General features: G+C 57.1%; 12 protein-coding genes. 8 read left to right on the top strand and 4 right to left on the bottom strand.

The features are described 5' to 3' along the window. Window positions 1–29: 29 nt before the first annotated feature. The 3 genes from C8N30_RS01275 (at window position 30) to C8N30_RS01265 (ending at window position 3,653) form a co-directional block, all read left to right on the top strand. A complete protein-coding gene (locus C8N30_RS01275; protein ID WP_037967942.1) occupies window positions 30–2,240 on the top strand; it encodes a malate synthase G in 2,211 nt (736 codons plus the stop codon). A gap of 85 nt (window positions 2,241–2,325) precedes the next feature. After that, window positions 2,326–2,751 carry a GlcG/HbpS family heme-binding protein gene (locus C8N30_RS01270; RefSeq protein WP_025062680.1) on the top strand — a complete coding sequence of 142 codons (426 nt, stop codon included), beginning with the start codon at window positions 2,326–2,328 and terminating at the stop codon, window positions 2,749–2,751. A gap of 122 nt (window positions 2,752–2,873) precedes the next feature. Continuing rightward, window positions 2,874–3,653: a gamma-glutamyl-gamma-aminobutyrate hydrolase family protein gene (locus C8N30_RS01265; protein ID WP_025062679.1), complete on the top strand. Its 780-nt coding sequence runs from the start codon at window positions 2,874–2,876 to the stop codon at window positions 3,651–3,653. Between the two features lie 54 nt (window positions 3,654–3,707). Here the strand turns inward: C8N30_RS01265 and C8N30_RS01260 are convergent, their stop codons facing one another. After that, window positions 3,708–4,460, bottom strand: a complete 753-nt coding sequence (locus C8N30_RS01260) for an SDR family NAD(P)-dependent oxidoreductase (protein WP_025062678.1) — start codon at window positions 4,458–4,460, stop codon at window positions 3,708–3,710. 473 nt (window positions 4,461–4,933) lie between these two features. Here C8N30_RS01260 and C8N30_RS01255 point away from each other — a divergent pair, with 473 nt between their 5' ends. The 3 genes from C8N30_RS01255 to C8N30_RS01245 all read left to right on the top strand — a co-directional run bounded on the left by C8N30_RS01255 (window position 4,934) and on the right by C8N30_RS01245 (window position 9,454). Beyond that, on the top strand, window positions 4,934–6,511 hold the full coding sequence (locus C8N30_RS01255; RefSeq protein ID WP_025062677.1) for a Re/Si-specific NAD(P)(+) transhydrogenase subunit alpha: 1,578 nt from the start codon (window positions 4,934–4,936) through the stop codon (window positions 6,509–6,511). A gap of 15 nt (window positions 6,512–6,526) precedes the next feature. Further along, the gene (locus tag C8N30_RS01250) at window positions 6,527–7,966 is read left to right on the top strand and encodes an NAD(P)(+) transhydrogenase (Re/Si-specific) subunit beta (protein WP_025062676.1); all 1,440 of its coding nucleotides are present in this window, start codon (window positions 6,527–6,529) and stop codon (window positions 7,964–7,966) included. A gap of 198 nt (window positions 7,967–8,164) precedes the next feature. Next, a complete protein-coding gene (locus tag C8N30_RS01245; protein WP_025062675.1) occupies window positions 8,165–9,454 on the top strand; it encodes a DUF3422 family protein in 1,290 nt (429 codons plus the stop codon). A gap of 105 nt (window positions 9,455–9,559) precedes the next feature. On the opposite strand, the gene C8N30_RS01240 is transcribed toward C8N30_RS01245, so the two are convergent. The 3 genes from C8N30_RS01240 to C8N30_RS01230 all read right to left on the bottom strand — a co-directional run bounded on the left by C8N30_RS01240 (window position 9,560) and on the right by C8N30_RS01230 (window position 13,456). Further along, window positions 9,560–10,561: an ABC transporter permease gene (locus C8N30_RS01240; protein ID WP_025062674.1), complete on the bottom strand. Its 1,002-nt coding sequence runs from the start codon at window positions 10,559–10,561 to the stop codon at window positions 9,560–9,562. Beyond that, on the bottom strand, window positions 10,554–11,621 hold the full coding sequence (locus C8N30_RS01235; RefSeq protein WP_025062673.1) for an ABC transporter permease: 1,068 nt from the start codon (window positions 11,619–11,621) through the stop codon (window positions 10,554–10,556). The genes C8N30_RS01240 and C8N30_RS01235 overlap by 8 nt, the downstream gene beginning before the upstream one ends. A gap of 113 nt (window positions 11,622–11,734) precedes the next feature. Further along, window positions 11,735–13,456: a peptide ABC transporter substrate-binding protein gene (locus C8N30_RS01230; protein WP_025062672.1), complete on the bottom strand. Its 1,722-nt coding sequence runs from the start codon at window positions 13,454–13,456 to the stop codon at window positions 11,735–11,737. A gap of 348 nt (window positions 13,457–13,804) precedes the next feature. Here C8N30_RS01230 and C8N30_RS01220 point away from each other — a divergent pair, with 348 nt between their 5' ends. Continuing rightward, complete coding sequence (locus C8N30_RS01220) at window positions 13,805–15,637, top strand: ABC transporter ATP-binding protein (protein ID WP_025062670.1); 1,833 nt, start codon at window positions 13,805–13,807, stop codon at window positions 15,635–15,637. Window positions 15,638–15,649: 12 nt separating this feature from the next. Beyond that, a complete protein-coding gene (gene argE, locus C8N30_RS01215) occupies window positions 15,650–16,813 on the top strand; it encodes an acetylornithine deacetylase (protein WP_025062669.1) in 1,164 nt (387 codons plus the stop codon). Window positions 16,814–16,816 lie beyond the last annotated feature (3 nt).

The raw sequence follows: 16,816 nt of genomic DNA, 5'->3' as shown, positions 1-16,816 counted from the left end.
CTAATGTGCCGCGCACAGGGAGAGAGATCATGCAAAGACTGGACCGCAACGGACTGCAGGTAGACCAACAACTGGTTGAATTTATTGAAAATCACGCGCTGGACGGACTTGATGTAAGTGCAGATTCTTTCTGGAGCGGTTTTTCGGAGTTGGTCCACGGCATGGGGCCGAAGAATCGCGCATTGCTGGACAAGCGTAGCGAGATCCAAGGCAAAATTGATGCGTGGCATGATGCGCGTCAGGGCCAGCCCCATGATGCTGCGGAATACACCGCCTTTTTGCGCGAGATTGGGTATCTGGTGCCAGAGGGTGCGCCCTTTCAGATCGAGACAACAAATGTAGACATCGAAATTGCGTCGACGCCTGGCCCGCAGTTGGTTGTACCGATCACAAATGCCCGCTTTGCACTGAACGCCGCAAATGCGCGCTGGGGCTCGCTCTATGATGCATTTTACGGGACCGATGCGCTGGGCGATTTGCCGACAGCCAAGGGATATGATGCTGCACGCGGCGCGCGGGTTGTGGCACGGGCAAAGGCGTTTCTCGACGAGGCGGCGCCGCTGGTGTCGGGCAGCCATACGCAGCTGGTAGGCTACCGTGTTGTAGATGGCGTCCTTGAAGGGTTGATGCTTAACAGTTCGGATCATCGTTCGGTCGGAACGACCGACAGTGCGGGGATTGCGCCGCCTGTGCATCATGCGATTGGGCTGGCCGATCCAGCGCAGTTTGCGGGTTACAAAGGCTCGGCTGAGGCGCCTACGGCCGTATTGCTCAAGAATAACGCATTGCACATCGAGATCGTGATTGATGCCGATCACCCGATTGGCAAAAGCGATCCTGCACATGTGGCGGATGTCGTGATGGAATCGGCGCTGAGCACGATCATGGATTGTGAAGACAGCGTTGCGGCGGTGGATGCCGAAGATAAAGTGGTTGCCTATGCCAACTGGCTGGGATTGATGCGTGGTGATTTGAAGGAGAGCTTCGAGAAGGGTGGCAAGACTGTCACCCGTGTGATGAACCCCGACCGCGACTATACCGCACCGGATGGCAGCACACTAACGCTCAAAGGCCGCTCGCTTATGCTGATCCGCAACGTGGGGCACCTGATGACCAACCCCGCTGTGCTGGACAGTGATGGTCTGGAAGTTGGCGAAGGTTTGATGGACGCCATGATCACCACGCTCATCGCGATGCATGATTTCGCCCGCGAAGGGGGCAACTCGCTCACCGGTTCCGTCTACGTGGTAAAACCGAAGATGCACGGACCAGACGAAGTGGCTTTTGCCGACGAGATTTTCACGCATGTCGAGGCCGCTCTGGGCCTGCCCGCCAATACGGTCAAATTGGGCATCATGGACGAAGAGCGCCGTACGTCAGTGAATCTGGGTGAGTGCATTCGCGCGGCTAAGTCGCGCGTGGCATTTATTAACACCGGATTTCTGGACCGCACAGGCGACGAAATCCACACGTCGATGCATGCAGGGCCAATGGTACCCAAGGGTGATATGAAGGCCTCTGCATGGATCGGTGCTTATGAAGACCGCAACGTGGATATCGGTCTGGCCTGTGGCCTCAAAGGGCGCGCACAAATCGGAAAAGGCATGTGGGCGATGCCTGACCGGATGGCAGAGATGATCGAGACCAAGATCGGCCATCCCAAATCGGGGGCAACCTGCGCCTGGGTGCCTTCGCCCACTGCTGCCACTTTGCATGCCATGCACTACCACGAGGTTGATGTAATGGCGCGGCAAGACGAAATCGCAGCTGGTGGTGCGCGCGGCACGCTTGAAGATCTGTTGACCGTGCCAGTACTTGGCGGACGCAATTTGAGCGACGCCGAGATCACCCGCGAGATCGAGAACAACGCACAGGGCATTCTGGGCTATGTGGTGCGCTGGGTCGATCAGGGGGTTGGCTGCTCGAAAGTGCCGGACATCAATGATGTGGGCCTGATGGAAGACCGCGCGACGTGCCGCATCTCCGCGCAGGCATTGGCCAACTGGTTGCACCATGGTGTGATTAGCAAAGAGCAGGTGATGGCAGGGCTGCGCAAGATGGCGGCCGTAGTGGACCGCCAGAATGAGGGGGACACCGCGTACAAGCCGATGGCACCCGGCTTTGACGGGATCGCGTTTCAGGCGGCCTGTGATCTGGTGCTGTTGGGTGCGTCCCAACCTTCCGGCTATACCGAACCGGTCTTGCATGCGCGCCGCTTGGAGCTGAAAGCAGCAAGCTGAGGTTTGCTGGGCGGAGGCCGGTCCAAGTGGCTAGCCTCCGCCACGAACTCCCGAAGATTTTTAAAAAATGAAGAGTGAGCAAGATATGACTGTAGGATTGAGCAAGGCGCGGGTTGTGATCCGCAAGACACTTGAAAAAGGGAATGAACTCGGCCTCAAGCCTTTGTCGGTCGTTGTGCTGGATGCAGGCGGGCATGTGATCGCGTTCGAGCGTCAGGACGGTGCCTCGCCAGGGCGGTTCGCGATTGCGCACGGAAAAGCGTATGGCGCGGTGATGTTGGGCATGGGAGGCACAGCGCAGATGGCGCGGGCCGAGGCGCAGGCATATTTCATGGGCGCGGTGAACGGGTTGTTCGGCGGTCAGGTCGTGCCGGTACCTGGCGGTGTCCTGCTGCGCTCTGCCAAGGGTGCAGTAATTGGTGCCGTTGGCGTAACAGGCGATACATCCGATAATGATTTGATTGCAGCCATGGCCGGTATCGAGGCGGCAAAGTTGAACGGCGAGGGGTAACATTTGCCTGATTAAAAGGCGGGGCCGCCCTTTACGGTGCATATTTTGTCATTGCGGTGTTGAGGGATGTCTTCGTCCAAGGTAGGCTTTGCGAAATCCACCTCAATAGGGAGTTTATGCGTATGGGTCGGCCTGTTATCGGGATCATTGGCAACAGCTATCTTTTGAATGACCAGTATGCTGTCCATGCCGGTGGTATCATGAATTCACAGGCGATTGCGGAGGTTGCAGGCTGTATGCCGATTCTTGTGCCGTCTGATCCTGCGCTGGTATCGGTACCTGAGTTGATGGCGTGCTGCGACGGTTTCCTGCTCACGGGTGGTCGGCCTAATGTGCATCCCGAGGAATACGGCGAAGAGGAAACACCGGCGCATGGCGCGTTTGACCGTGCACGCGACGCCGTAGCGCTGGAACTGACGCGGGCCTGCGTGGCGACAGGGCAACCTGTATTCGGAATTTGCAGGGGCTTTCAGGAAGTGAATGTGGCGATGGGCGGTACGCTCTATCCCGAAATTCGCGATTTGCCGGGGCGGATGAACCACCGCATGCCGCCCGATGGCACGACGGAAGAAAAGTTCGAGCTTCGCCATGACGTCCGGTTCACTGCGGGTGGTGTGTTCCACCGTATGATGGGTACGGAAGTCGTACGCACGAACACGCTGCATGGGCAGGGGATCAAAAATGCAGGGCCGCGTATTGTGATCGACGGCGTTGCCGAAGACGGCACGCCGGAGGCTATATATGTTGACGGGGCGCCGGGATTTACACTCGCTGTGCAGTGGCATCCCGAATATGCCGCTGCGAAGGATCCGGTATCGCGCCCCTTGTTTCAAGCGTTCGGCGCTGCGGCGCGCGATTGGGCGGCTGGAATACGTCCTGCAGCGATTGCGCGGGCAGTATAAAGTCACCACTGGCGGGGAGGCCTTTCGCCACCCCGCCGTTTGTCGTGGTCGATGCTACATCTGTCCGCCGGCAATTTCCAAGCTTTGACCATTAATGCTGCCACTGTCTGGACCAACAAGCCATGCAGCGGCGGCTGCCACTTCTTCCACTGTGATCAGGCGTTTGTGGCGGTTTGCGTTCACCATCATGTCGCGGGCGGATTCTGTCGAGATGCCTGCGCGCTCGGATATCGATTGCGTGTTGCGGGTGACGATAGGGGTGTCCACATAGCCGGGGCATAGCGAATTGAAGGTGTATGGCTTGCCCATATACTCCTCCGAGAGCGAGCGGATGAGACCGATCATGCCATGTTTGGATGCGGAATAGCACGCCGCACCGGGCAGACCTCTGAGGCCCGCCATTGACGAGACGGCGATTACGCGGCCCCAGTCTGTCTCGCGCATTCCCTTTAGGCTTTCGCGAATGGTGAGGAATGCACCGTCGAGGTTTGTCGACATCATATCCCGCCAGAACTCCATATCGGTCTTATGCGCTGCCTTTCCCGTGGCCAGTCCGGCGTTCGGTACGCATATCTGGATCGGACCGCGCGCAGCAACGGCAGCGGCGATTTTGGTCACCACATCGTCCTCGTTGCGCACGTCCATCGCGATGGCGGTCATGCCTTCGGTGGCAACTTCTTCGAGTACCTCGATGCGGCGCCCCGTGATCGTGACGTGCGCGCCCCGTTCCACCAGCATATGAGCGATGGCAAGGCCAATGCCTGTACCCCCACCAGTGATAAGTGCGTGTTTTCCGGTCAATGTCATAATTGTCTCCTCCCTGAGAGTGCCATCGTGAAGGGGCGTGTGCCGTGAAACAAGCGGCTTTTGCCTGCGCGGACGCTGCGTCAGGCCGACAAGTATCCACAGTCTATATTGTCGCTTGCAAGCAGGCCGGCCGTGTTGGCTCGGTGATGGCAATTTCGGCTTCTTCCCGAAGGGTGATCTTTAAACCGACCGAGCACACGGATGTCGCGAAAAGCATATTTAGGTACTCTGCGTGTGATTCTATTTCGACGTTGGATGCATTGTTGCGCAGGCTTAAGAGCAAGTGAAATAATGTTTCAACGGTGCGATGCGGAACTATTTGCCGTAAATTGTTCCAAAAGCGTAATATTAGGTGCACAAGATAGCATCTTACGGGGGGCGTGCGCTTGTCTGTCGAGTGTCTGCACGGTAGGTCAGAGCATCATCTACGACACGCCAGTTTCGGCACCAAACAAGAATTTGGGAGATTTTGAGTGAAGATCGGGACACCTAAAGAGGTATTCGAGGGCGAGCGCCGTGTGGCGATGACGCCTGACAGTGCGCTTCAATTGCAAAAACTAGGGCATGAGTGCCTAATCGAGGCAGGCGCGGGAATGGCGTCAGGCTTTGACGACGCATCCTATGAGAGTGCGGGCGTGAAGGTTGTCAAAACCGCAGCGGCACTTTGGAAAGAGGCCGATATCGTCGCCAAAGTCCGGGTGCCTGACGCGTCCGAGATGAAGCGGCTGCGCGAGAGTCAGACACTGATTTCATTCTTCAGCCCTGTGGGCGACGAGGACAAGATGCAGGCGGCTGCCAAGAAAGGCGCCACTGTCGTCGCGATGGAGATGATCCCGCGGATTTCACGCGCCCAGAAGATGGATGCACTCAGCTCCATGGCGAACATCGCGGGCTACCGTGCGGTGATCGAGGCAGGCAACAACTTTGGCCGTTTCTTTACCGGTCAGATCACAGCGGCGGGCAAGGTCCCGCCAGCCAAGGTACTGGTTGTGGGGGCGGGCGTTGCCGGCCTTGCCGCGATCGGAACATCGACAGCGCTGGGCGCGATTACGCTTGCCTTTGACGTGCGCCCCGAAGTGGCCGAACAGGTCGAGAGTATGGGCGCGCAGTTTGTCTACCTCGATTTCGAGGAAGAACAGCAGGACGGGGCGGTAACAGGGGGATACGCCTCTGTTTCGTCGCCCGAATTCCGCGAGGCGCAGCTGGCCAAGTTCCGCGAGCTTGCGCCTGAGGTTGATATCGTGATCACTACCGCGCTTATCCCCAACCGCGAGGCGCCGGAGATCTGGACTGCCGATATGGTTGCAGCGATGAAGCCGGGATCGGTGATTGTAGATCTGGCCGCAGAGAAGGGCGGTAACTGCAAGCAGACCGTCATGGACGAGAAGATCGTAACCGAAAATGGCGTGACCATCATCGGATACACCGATTTCCCGAGCCGGATGGGTGCGCAGGCCTCTACCCTTTATGCCACCAATATCCGTCATCTGATGACCGATCTGACCCCCGAAAAAGACGGTGTGATCAATCACAATATGGAGGACGATGTTATACGGGGCGCGACGATTGCCCATGCCTCCGAGGTCACGTTCCCGCCACCGCCGCCCAAGATCAACGCCATTGCGCAGCAGAAAAACAAACCTGCTGCCCCAAAGGTGCTGACGGCGGAAGAAAAGCGCGCCGAAGAGATGGCCGCGTTCAAGGCACAGACAAAAAATCAGGTGATCTTGCTTGGGGTCGGCGGCGCATTGCTGCTGGCGGTCGGTCTGGTCGCTCCCGCCAGCTTTATGCAGCACTTTATCGTGTTCGTTCTGTCGGTGTTTATCGGTTTTCAGGTCATTTGGGGCGTGGCGCACAGCCTGCACACACCGCTGATGGCGATAACGAATGCGATTTCCTCGATCATCATTCTGGGGGCGCTGATGCAGATCGGCTCGGGCTCCGCTTTGGTGGTTATTCTTGCTGCTTTGTCGGTGTTTATGTGTGGCATCAACATCTTCGGCGGCTTCCTCGTGACACGGCGCATGCTCGCCATGTTCCAGAAATCTTAAGGGGAGCTTAAGCAAATGGATTTTGGTTTCACAACAGCGGCTTATGTCGTTTCTGCTATCCTCTTTATCTTGTCATTGGGCGGGCTTAGCGGACAAGAAAGTGCAAAGCGTGCCGTTTGGTACGGTATTGTTGGTATGGCACTGGCGGTGGCGGCAACGCTGATCGGACCTGGTGCGGGATACTGGCCCTTGTCGATCCTGCTGATCGCGGGTGGCGGTGCCATCGGCTACCAGTTGGCGACGAAGGTGCAGATGACGCAAATGCCCGAACTGGTCGCCGCAATGCACAGCCTCGTCGGTCTGGCGGCGGTGTTCGTCGGTCTGATCGCGCATTTCGAAATCGGACGTGTGGCCGGTTATATGGCTGCGGGTGGCGATCCTTACGCGCTGGGGACATTCGCGGCATTGATTGCCAAGAAATCAGCGGTCGAGATCAACATTCTGCGGGTCGAGCTGTTTTTGGGCGTATTCATCGGTGCGGTGACGTTTACCGGATCCGTGATCGCCTACGGAAAGCTGGCAGGGCGTGTCTCGTCTGCGGCAGAAAAGCTGCCGGGCGGTCATATGCTGAACATCGGGGCGGCGGCTATCTCTGTCATCACACTGGTGTGGTACTTTAACACAGGCGGCTTCTTCCCGCTGTTCCTGATGATGTTGGCGGCGCTTTTCATCGGCTATCACCTGATCATGGGCATTGGCGGCGCTGATATGCCTGTGGTTGTCTCCATGCTGAACTCGTATTCGGGTTGGGCTGCGGCGGCGATCGGTTTCAGCCTCGGCAACGATCTGTTGATTGTTGTCGGTGCGCTGGTTGGCTCATCTGGTGCAATCTTGTCCTACATTATGTGCAAGGCGATGAACCGCTCCTTCGTCAGCGTTATTCTCGGTGGCTTTGGTGGCCCGCAGGGTGAGCAGATGGCGGTCGAGGGCGAGCAGATTGCCATCGAGGCGGAAGGTGTTGCAGCGGCGCTCAACGAAGCGGACAGCGTCATCATCATCCCCGGCTACGGCATGGCGGTGGCACAGGCGCAAACAGGTGTTGCCGAACTGGTGCGCAAGTTGCGCGCTAAGGGTAAGAATGTGCGTTTTGCCATTCACCCCGTTGCGGGGCGTCTGCCCGGCCACATGAACGTGCTGCTGGCGGAGGCCAAGGTGCCTTATGACATCGTCATGGAGATGGACGAGATCAACGATGATTTCCCCACCACCGACGTGGCGATTGTTATTGGCTCGAATGACATCGTTAACCCCGCCGCACAGGACGATCCAAACAGCCCGATCGCCGGTATGCCGGTATTGGAATGCTGGAAGGCCAAGCAGGTGTTCGTGTCCAAGCGCGGTCAGGGTACGGGATACTCCGGTATTGAGAACCCGCTGTTCTTTAAAGAGAATACGCGTATGTTCTACGGCGACGCCAAGGCGTCACTGGATAAGCTCCTGCCGATGATTGATTAACGCCTCTCTGGCGAGATACTTTACCAAACGCCCCGCTGGAAACAGCGGGGCGTTTGCGTTCGGGATTGCTGAAATTTCCGATAGGTGGAAAAGTATGCAGTGGTACGCGCAAGTTGTCTTTGGCGTTGTATCTTCTAAGTTGTGGTAGCGGCCTGCGTAGGGTCAAACAGAATTGAAGTTACCCTAAGGAATTGCTCCATGGCCCCCATCTCCGATCACCCGCTGCGCTATGCCCTGACCGGAGAGCTGCATGCGCGGCCCTTCCCGAATGTTAATGCCCCGCAGGTTGTAGCGTTTTTGGCCATTAAACAGGCAGGGGATGCAGCCGCGCGGGACCGTGACCGTGGCGCGGACATGGACCATCTGGTGGCCTTATTAAAGCATTACGGCGCACCGCTCCCCGACAAAGATGCTACGCATTATTACGGTGCGATGGGGCGCTTCCATCTTAAATGGGAACAGCATACCGAATTTGTGACCTACACCACTTTCGGTGAGGACCTAAGCAGCCGTCCGTTCGATCCGGCCGAGTTCGATGTCTTCCCGAGTGCATGGCTTGATGCGACACCGGGCCAGCGCCTGACTTCCAGCTTGCTGCGGCTGATGCCGATGCCGGACAACACAGACGATATGCTTGAGCAGCTGCGCGAATGGTTTGTGCCCGAAAGCCTTGCTGCTGCGTATGTCCTAGAAGGGGCTGCGGTGGTAGCAAGTGATTTTCGCATTGATCCGGCGGGACATTCGAGGTTCGCGGCATTTGTTCCTGCTGCAACGGGATCGCGACGTATCGGGCGGATCATCCAGCGTTTGTTGGAGATCGAGACTTACAAGACGATGTCCATGCTTGGCTTTGCCCTGACGCGAGAAATCGGCGGGCAGGTGGGCAAGATGGATCGCCAGATCAGCGATTTGATGGCCAAGATGAGCGCGCAGAAAATGCGCCCGGAGGAGACGTTGAACGCGCTGCTGGATGTGTCGGTCGAACTGGAAAATGTCGTTGCACAGACCTCGTTCCGCTACGCGGGTACAGCCGCCTACAAGGCGATTGTGGACGAGAGGATCGGAGCGCTGCGCGAGGCCCGTTTCGAGGGGCGGCAGGGTTTTGGTGAATTTATGATGCGCCGCTACGAGCCTGCGATGCGCACTGTAATCTCGATGGAGCGCCGGCTGGAGCGAATGTCGGCCCGAGCACTTCGGGCATCTGATCTGCTGCGCACGCGGGTCGACGTAGAGCGCTCGGCGCAGAACCAGTCGATACTGGAGAGCATGGACAAGCGGGCCGATCTCCAGTTGCGTCTTCAGCGAACAGTTGAGGGATTGTCGGTTGTCGCGATCAGCTATTATGCCGTCTCGCTCGCAGGATATCTGCTGTATCCACTGGCCGAGGTTACGGGCATCAGCAAGGGCGGTCTGACGGCAGCGGTGACCCTTCCGGTAGTATTGATCGTCTGGGGTGCTGTGCGGCGTCTGCGCAAGCACATCGAGTAAACAATACACAGCCATTGCATATGCAAGCGCACGGTATTCGAGTTTATTAAAAAGATGAAGGAATGCCGCGCGCAGGGCAGATCCGCGCGCGGCGTTATTCTGATGTTAGCGGCCGCGAATGCGGGGATCTAGGGCATCACGCAAACCATCGCCAAGGTAGTTCACACTCAGCACAGTAAGAGAGATCAGGATGCCGGGCAGCAATACGCGCTCGGGATATTCCTGCATTCTGACCACGGCATCCGATAGCAGCTTTCCCCAGGTCGGGAAATCCGAGGGGAAGCCTACACCCAGAAACGAAAGCGCACTTTCCGTGATGATTGCCGTCGCGAGGCCCAGTGTGGCCGACACCATGATCGGTGAAATCACGTTTGGGAGAAGATGGCGGAAGATGATCTTGGAAGATCTGGATCCGATGGAGCGAGCGGCCAGAATGAATTCGCGTTCCTTGAGCGCCAAAATATCGCCGCGTACAATACGGGCGGTTTGCATCCATGATGTCAGGGCAATCACGGAGACGATAAGCACGAACATGCCCTTTTCGGGCGAGCCGAAAAAGCTGGTTAAAGGTTGCCGAAACAGCGTCACGGCCAGCAGCACCAAGGGTAGGATCGGCAGGGAAAGCACCAGATCGGTAAACCGCATCAGAATGAAATCGGCGCGTTTGAAATATCCCGAAGCTACGCCGATGGCTGTCCCGATGAGCAAGGCAAGGATCATCGCGGACCAGCCCACTGCCATGGAGACCTGCCCACCAGAAATCATTTGAGCGAGGATGTCGCGGCCCAGCTGATCGGTACCGAAGGGGTGCGCCCAGCCTGCTTTGGCGCCATCATCCCACAACAGGGTATAGACGGGGCGCCAATCCTTGTTCCGGATGTCGAGCTGGGTTGGGGAGATGTCCCAGATATAAGGCCCAATCAGCACGCCAAGCGTAATAAAGACCAGGAAACCACCGCCCAGCATTGCACCTTTGTGCTTGCGCAGCTGGTCCCATACATCGCGCCACTGGCTGCGGGGCGGTTTGCCCGGTTGCTTGTCCTGCAGTGCGCCGTAGATTTCGATGTCTGCTTCGATCGGGCTGGCGGGTATTGCTTGCTCAGTCATAGCGGATCCTTGGGTCAAGCACGCCGTAGAGGATGTCGGCGATGAGGTTGAAGAGCACAATGAGAATGGCGAAGATGAAGGTAAGTGTCATTACCATCGGCAAATCATTTGCGAAGAGCGCTGTGAGCAGGAGCTGGCCGATGCCGTTCACCTTGAACACGTTCTCGGTGATGATCGCTCCTCCAAAGATGGCTGGCATGCCCAAAGCGATGACAGTGACCACGGGGATCATCGAGTTGCGTAGCACATGCACCATGATCACGGTTGCCTCTTTCAGGCCCTTGGCGCGGGCAGTGCGCACATAGTCCTGATTGAGGTTGTCGAGCATCGCTGAGCGCATGTAGCGGCTGATCTGGGCCGTGGTTTGCAGGGCCAGAACCATGACAGGCATGATCATTTGCATCAGCTGGATTTTGAAGGTGTCCCAGCTGTTGACCACCAGTGTGGTGTCATAGATCGAAGGCAGCCATCCAAGGCTAACCGAGAAAATGACGATGAGTAGCGGGCCGGTGAAGAATGGCGGGATTGAAAACCCGACCATGGTGACGAATGTGCCTGCCTGATCGAATACAGAGTAATGGCGGTACGCCGAATAGATTCCGATAGGAATGGCAATGGCGATCCCTACAACATAGCTGAGCCCGACAACCCAAAGGGTCTGTGGCATCCGCTGGAACACAATGTCCATCACGGGCGAGCGGGTTTGCCAGCTGATAACGCGCTGCTTTTCTACCAACATGCCGGTGACAGGATCGGTCGTCATCGACAGTTGCGTATCGGGGAGCCAGCCGAGCAGCGTCGATTTGGCGGTCAGATAGTCGATAAAGACCATCGGCTCGACAACAAAGAATTGTTGGAGCCATTTGAGATATTGAACATGGACAGGCGCACCGAGGCCAAGCGCCTCGCGCATTTTCTGTTTGACCTCTGGCGGAACCGTAAGAGGGACCTGTGCCATAGGATCGCCGGGGGCCAGTTGCAACAGCATGAATATCACAAGGCTGATGAACAAAAGCGTTGGGACCGAAAGTATCAGTCGCCTTATAGTGAAATTCAGCATCTAGCGGTGCCTTTGATGAGCAGTCTTGGGGAAGGGTGAGAAATCGGGCGGGAGTATTACCCCCCGCCCGGCCAGAGCAAGCTGTAGGGCGGGGGCGTACCCCGCCGCAAGGCTTATTCTTTGATGCGGTACCAGTCCGCGACATTCCACAGCTCGGAGTCCCATACGTTAAGGACAACGCCGCCGAGGGTTGTGGAAGCAGCGGATACACGACCACGGTCAACCAGTGGGAGCATCGACATGCTTTCTTTTGTCAGCATATCGTTGAGCTTTTTTGCAATCTCGCCACGCTTTTCAAGCTCGCCGGTTTGCGCCATTTCGTCGAGAAGGGCATCATAGGCCGGATCACAGAAGCGGTTGATGTTCTCGCCCTGCCACTGTGAAGACGGCTTTGGCTCTCCGCCACAACGGCGCTGTGCAAGGTAGGCCTCGGGGTCGGTGCCGTCGAAGTTGTTTGCATACATTTCAACGTCTGCATAGAACTTCTGGAAGGTATCCGGTGAGCCGGGATCGCCACCGAAGAAGACGGAGCCGTCGAGATTGCGCAATTCGACCTCAAAGCCGATCTGCTCCCACCAGTCTTTGATCAGCGCCTGGAAATCCTGACGCACGGCGTTGGTGGAAGTTTGGTACAGCATGGACATTTTCACGCCATCCTTGTCACGCACACCGTCACCGTCCGTATCGGTCCAGCCTGCTTCCTCAAGCAGTGCTTTTGCACCCTCGATGTCCTGCGTAAGGCATTCTGTGTTGTCGGATGCGTAAAGCGCCGGCGCTGGCACGATGTTACAGGTCGCGCGACCTGCCTGACCGTAGCCCACTTCGGTCAGCAGCTCGCGGTCGATTGCCATTGAGAGCGCTTTGCGTACGTTGAATTCCGACAGGAACGGGTGTGGCTCTGCAACGGTTGCGCGTGTCTCTGGTGGCAGGTCCGGTGATGGGTTGGTCAGGTTGATCTCGATGCGCTCGACCAATGTGCCGAATGCGGAGATTGGCACGCCCTTGCCGCCTTCGGCCATTTTGGCCAGCACGTCAGGTGCCAACTGCATGTTCCAGGCATAATCGAACTCGCCTGTTTCCATAACGGCACGACCGGCAGCAGCTGCATCGCCGCCCCCTTTGAACGTCAGGCTTGCGAACGCGGGCTTACCTGCTTCGCGGAAGTTCTGGTTTGCTTCCATAGTGATAACGTCGTTCGGACGGAAATCAGTCACGACAAACGGGCCGGTGCCGATTGGGTTAAAGTTTGCTTCGGTACACTCGGGTGCTTTTGCACCAAGGCATTCAGCGAACTGTGCGGCCTGAAGAATCGGTGCCTGCGCGCCCATAAACGGGCCGTATGGATTCGGCTTTGGAACAGAGAAGTTCACTTTGATCGTCAGATCGTCGATGACGTCCATAGATTCAAGATCGTCGAATTTCGATGCCTGTGCGCAACCGCCTTCGGGGTGCATACAGTACTCTGCCGTAAATTTGACGTCCGCTGTCGTTACCGGCGAGCCGTCAGACCACAACAGGCCCTCTTTGAGCTTCCATGTGATGGACTTCAAATCCTCGCTCACACCGCCGTTTTCGACGGTGGGGATTTCTGAAGCGAGGAAGGGGACCAGCGCACCGGTTTCGTCATAGCGGCCCAGTGGTTCGAGCACGAGCGATGATGATTCGAGGTCCTTTGTTCCGCCGGAAAGATACGGGTTCAGGATCGACGGGGCCTGCCAATAGATGATGTTGAGCTGGCCGTCGCGGCCCCGCTCGCCTTCATGGCCGGCGGCAAACGCCATTGGCACCAGAGCGGTCAGTGCGACGGCTCCGAGTAGGGTGGATTTCAAAGTCATAAAATACTCCAGGTTGGACATGCCGGGGCATGTAAGGTCGCCCGACTTGCGCGGGCGTTTTTTGGTCGCATCGGGTGTGTATCGGACTGCTGGTGTCTGCCTATTTTTTAAACACAGAGCCACACGCAGTTAATCGTTAACCCCCGAACGCGTGATCAGATTGAAACATAAGTTGCGCGAATTGCAACCCTTTGGCTGCGTGTGGGCCGATGAAATTGTTGGCAGCACACATTTTATGCACGCGGCAGAGGCGGATGTCGTTCGAGAGCGTTTGACGAAGGCAAATCTTGCGCATAGCGTTGCGCAAAACCGCATAGAACTCCGTGCGGCCCACTAGAAAGGACTAACATGCTAGATCTCTCCGATAGAGCCCCGATTGCCCGTATTGAGGGGCTGCGCGTGGAGTTCCAGACCAAAGACGGTCCTGTGGTTGGGGTCGAGAATGTATCTTTCGACATTAAACCCGGTGAAACAGTCTGTGTGGTCGGAGAATCAGGTTCGGGCAAATCGGTGTCTTCGCTGTCGCTCATGCGACTGGTCGAGTTTGGCGGCGGCGAGATTGCAGGCGGCAAGCTGATGTTTGATCGCGGGCAGGGCGAGACGATCGATCTGGCGAAGACGCCGATGGACCAGATGCGCGCCATCAGGGGCAACGAGATCGGCATGATATTCCAAGAACCGATGACGGCGCTGAACCCCGTGTTTACCGTGGGCAAGCAGCTGACTGAAGGGTTGCGCCTGCATAAACACATGACCAAAGCACAGGCCGAGGCGCGCGCGTTGGAGCTGATGACCCAAGTGCGCATCCCCGAGCCTAAAAAGCGTCTTACACAATACCCACACGAGCTGTCGGGGGGGATGCGCCAGCGTGTGGTGATCGCGATGGCGCTTGCCTGCGAGCCACGATTGCTTATCGCGGACGAGCCTACAACCGCTCTTGATGTGACCATTCAGGCGGAGATTTTGGCGTTGATGGACCGGCTCAAGCGCGAGACGGGTACGGCCGTGATGTTTATTACACACGACATGGCCGTTGTCGCGCAGATGGCTGACCGCGTGGTGGTCATGTTCCGCGGGAACAAGGTCGAGGAAGGGACTGTGGAGGAAATCTTCGAGAATCCTAAGCACCCCTATACCAAAGCGCTGCTGGCTGCCGTGCCAAAGCTGGGCGAGATGACCGGCAAGGATTATCCTGAACCGATGAAACTGTTGGGCAGCGAGGGCAAAGCGATTGTTCCGATCAAAGGCACAAACGAGGTGCTTTTGACGGTAAAAAACCTTACCACCCGCTTTCCGGTCACCGGCGGCCTGCTGCGGCGTGTAGTGGCCAATGTGCATGCGGTCGAGGATCTCAGCTTTTCGATCAACAAGGGCCAGACCCTCAGCCTTGTTGGCGAGAGCGGGTGCGGGAAGTCCACTGCCGGTCGTTCGATCCTGCGGTTGGTGAATCCGCAATCGGGTGAGGTCAATTTGAATGGCAAGGACATCATGTCGCTCAATGACCATGATCTGCGGATGGCACGCCTAGATATGCAGATGATTTTTCAGGATCCGTTTGCCTCGCTCAATCCCCAGATGGGACTGGCCGATCAGGTGGCCGAGCCGATACACAACTACGGCACGCTCAAAGGAGATGCCGTGCGCAAGCGCGTGGAAATGCTTTTTGACCGGGTGGAGTTGCCGCGTAGTTTCATGCGCCGTTTTCCGCATGAGTTGTCGGGCGGCCAGCGCCAGCGGGTTGCGATTGCACGCGCACTTGCCCTCAACCCCAAACTCATCATTGCAGATGAGGCGGTATCCGCGCTTGATGTATCGGTGCAAGCACAGGTCCTCAATTTGATGATGGAATTGCAGGCCGAAATGGAGTTGTCGTTCCTTTTTATCTCCCACGATATGGCTGTGGTCGAGCGGGTGAGCCATCATGTGGGTGTCATGTATCTGGGCCGTATCGTTGAGTTGGGGCCGCGCCGCCAAGTCTTCGAAAACCCGCAGCACCCATATACCCAAGCTTTGATGAAAGCCGTTCCCATTGCGGACCCGCGCAAGCGTAAGGCCGAGAATGATCTGAATTTCAAACCGATCCCGTCGCCTATTCACAATGTCAGCCATCATGCCGAGCCGAGCGTTTATCGCGATTTAGGCAATGGACATAAAGTGCTGATCACCGACAGCGGCTATTAAAGGAATACACCCGTGACTGAACGTCTGTCCCCGCTCGATCTGATGACGAAGCTCATCAGCTTTCCGACTGTGTCTCGCGACACCAACATTCCACTCATCGACTGGGTCGAGGAATATCTTGGCGGGCATGGCATCACTGCACACCGCTATGTTGATCCCGACCAGCCCAAACATGCGCTTTTTGCTCATGTCGGACCGGAGATTGAGGGTGCAATTGTTTTGTCGGGCCATACAGATGTTGTGCCGGTAGACGGCCAGCCATGGGACACCGACCCTTTCACCGTTGTCGAAAAAGACGGCAAGTATTATGGGCGCGGGACCTGCGATATGAAGGGGTTTGATGCGCTGGCCATCTGGGCCTTGGTTCAGGCCCATTACACCGGCGTCAAACGCCCTTTGCAAATCGCACTTAGTTTTGACGAGGAAATCGGCTGTACCGGCGCGCCGCCAATGATTGCGGCAATGCAGGGGATTGTGCCGAAAGGCAGTGCTGTGATCGTGGGCGAGCCATCAACCATGCAAGCAGTTACTGGTCACAAGGGCGGGACCGGTTTCAACACACATGTTGTCGGCTTCGAAGTCCATTCCTCGCTGCTGCACACAGGGGTGAATGCGATCATGGCAGGAGCTAAACTGATCGAATGGGCCAACGAGATGAACACCGAGAACATGGAGGCCAAGCCGAGCGAGCTTGCCGCGATGTTCGATCCGCCCTTTACCACAGTACATGTGGGGATGATCAGCGGCGGCACCGCCCATAATATCACCGCCAAGGATTGCCATTTCGCGATGGATTTCCGCGTGGTCCCCGGCGAAGATAAGGAGCAATGGAAAATCGCCTATCTCGAAAAAGTGCGCGAGGTCGAAGAGGCCATGCAATCTGTTGTTGCTGATACACGGATCGAGATTACCCCACGCTTTGATGTGCCAGCGCTGCAACCGGAAGAAGACGGTGAGGCCGAGACACTTGTGCGCCAGATTACCGGCGATAACGCCAGCCACAAAGTCAGCTACGGCACCGAGGCAGGGCAGTTTCAGGACGCCGGCTACAGTGCGGTTATTTGCGGTCCCGGTGACATCGCACAGGCCCATCAGCCAAACGAGTTTATCGAGGTGGCACAGTTCAATGCGGGGCATGATTTCATGCGCAAGTTGATCGCACGGCTGTGCCTATAACGG

The sequence above is a fragment of the Sulfitobacter guttiformis genome (assembly GCF_003610455.1).
Classification (GTDB): domain Bacteria; phylum Pseudomonadota; class Alphaproteobacteria; order Rhodobacterales; family Rhodobacteraceae; genus Sulfitobacter; species Sulfitobacter guttiformis.
Note: the sequence above shows the minus strand (reverse complement) of the source record. Positions and strands in the feature narration are given on the sequence as shown.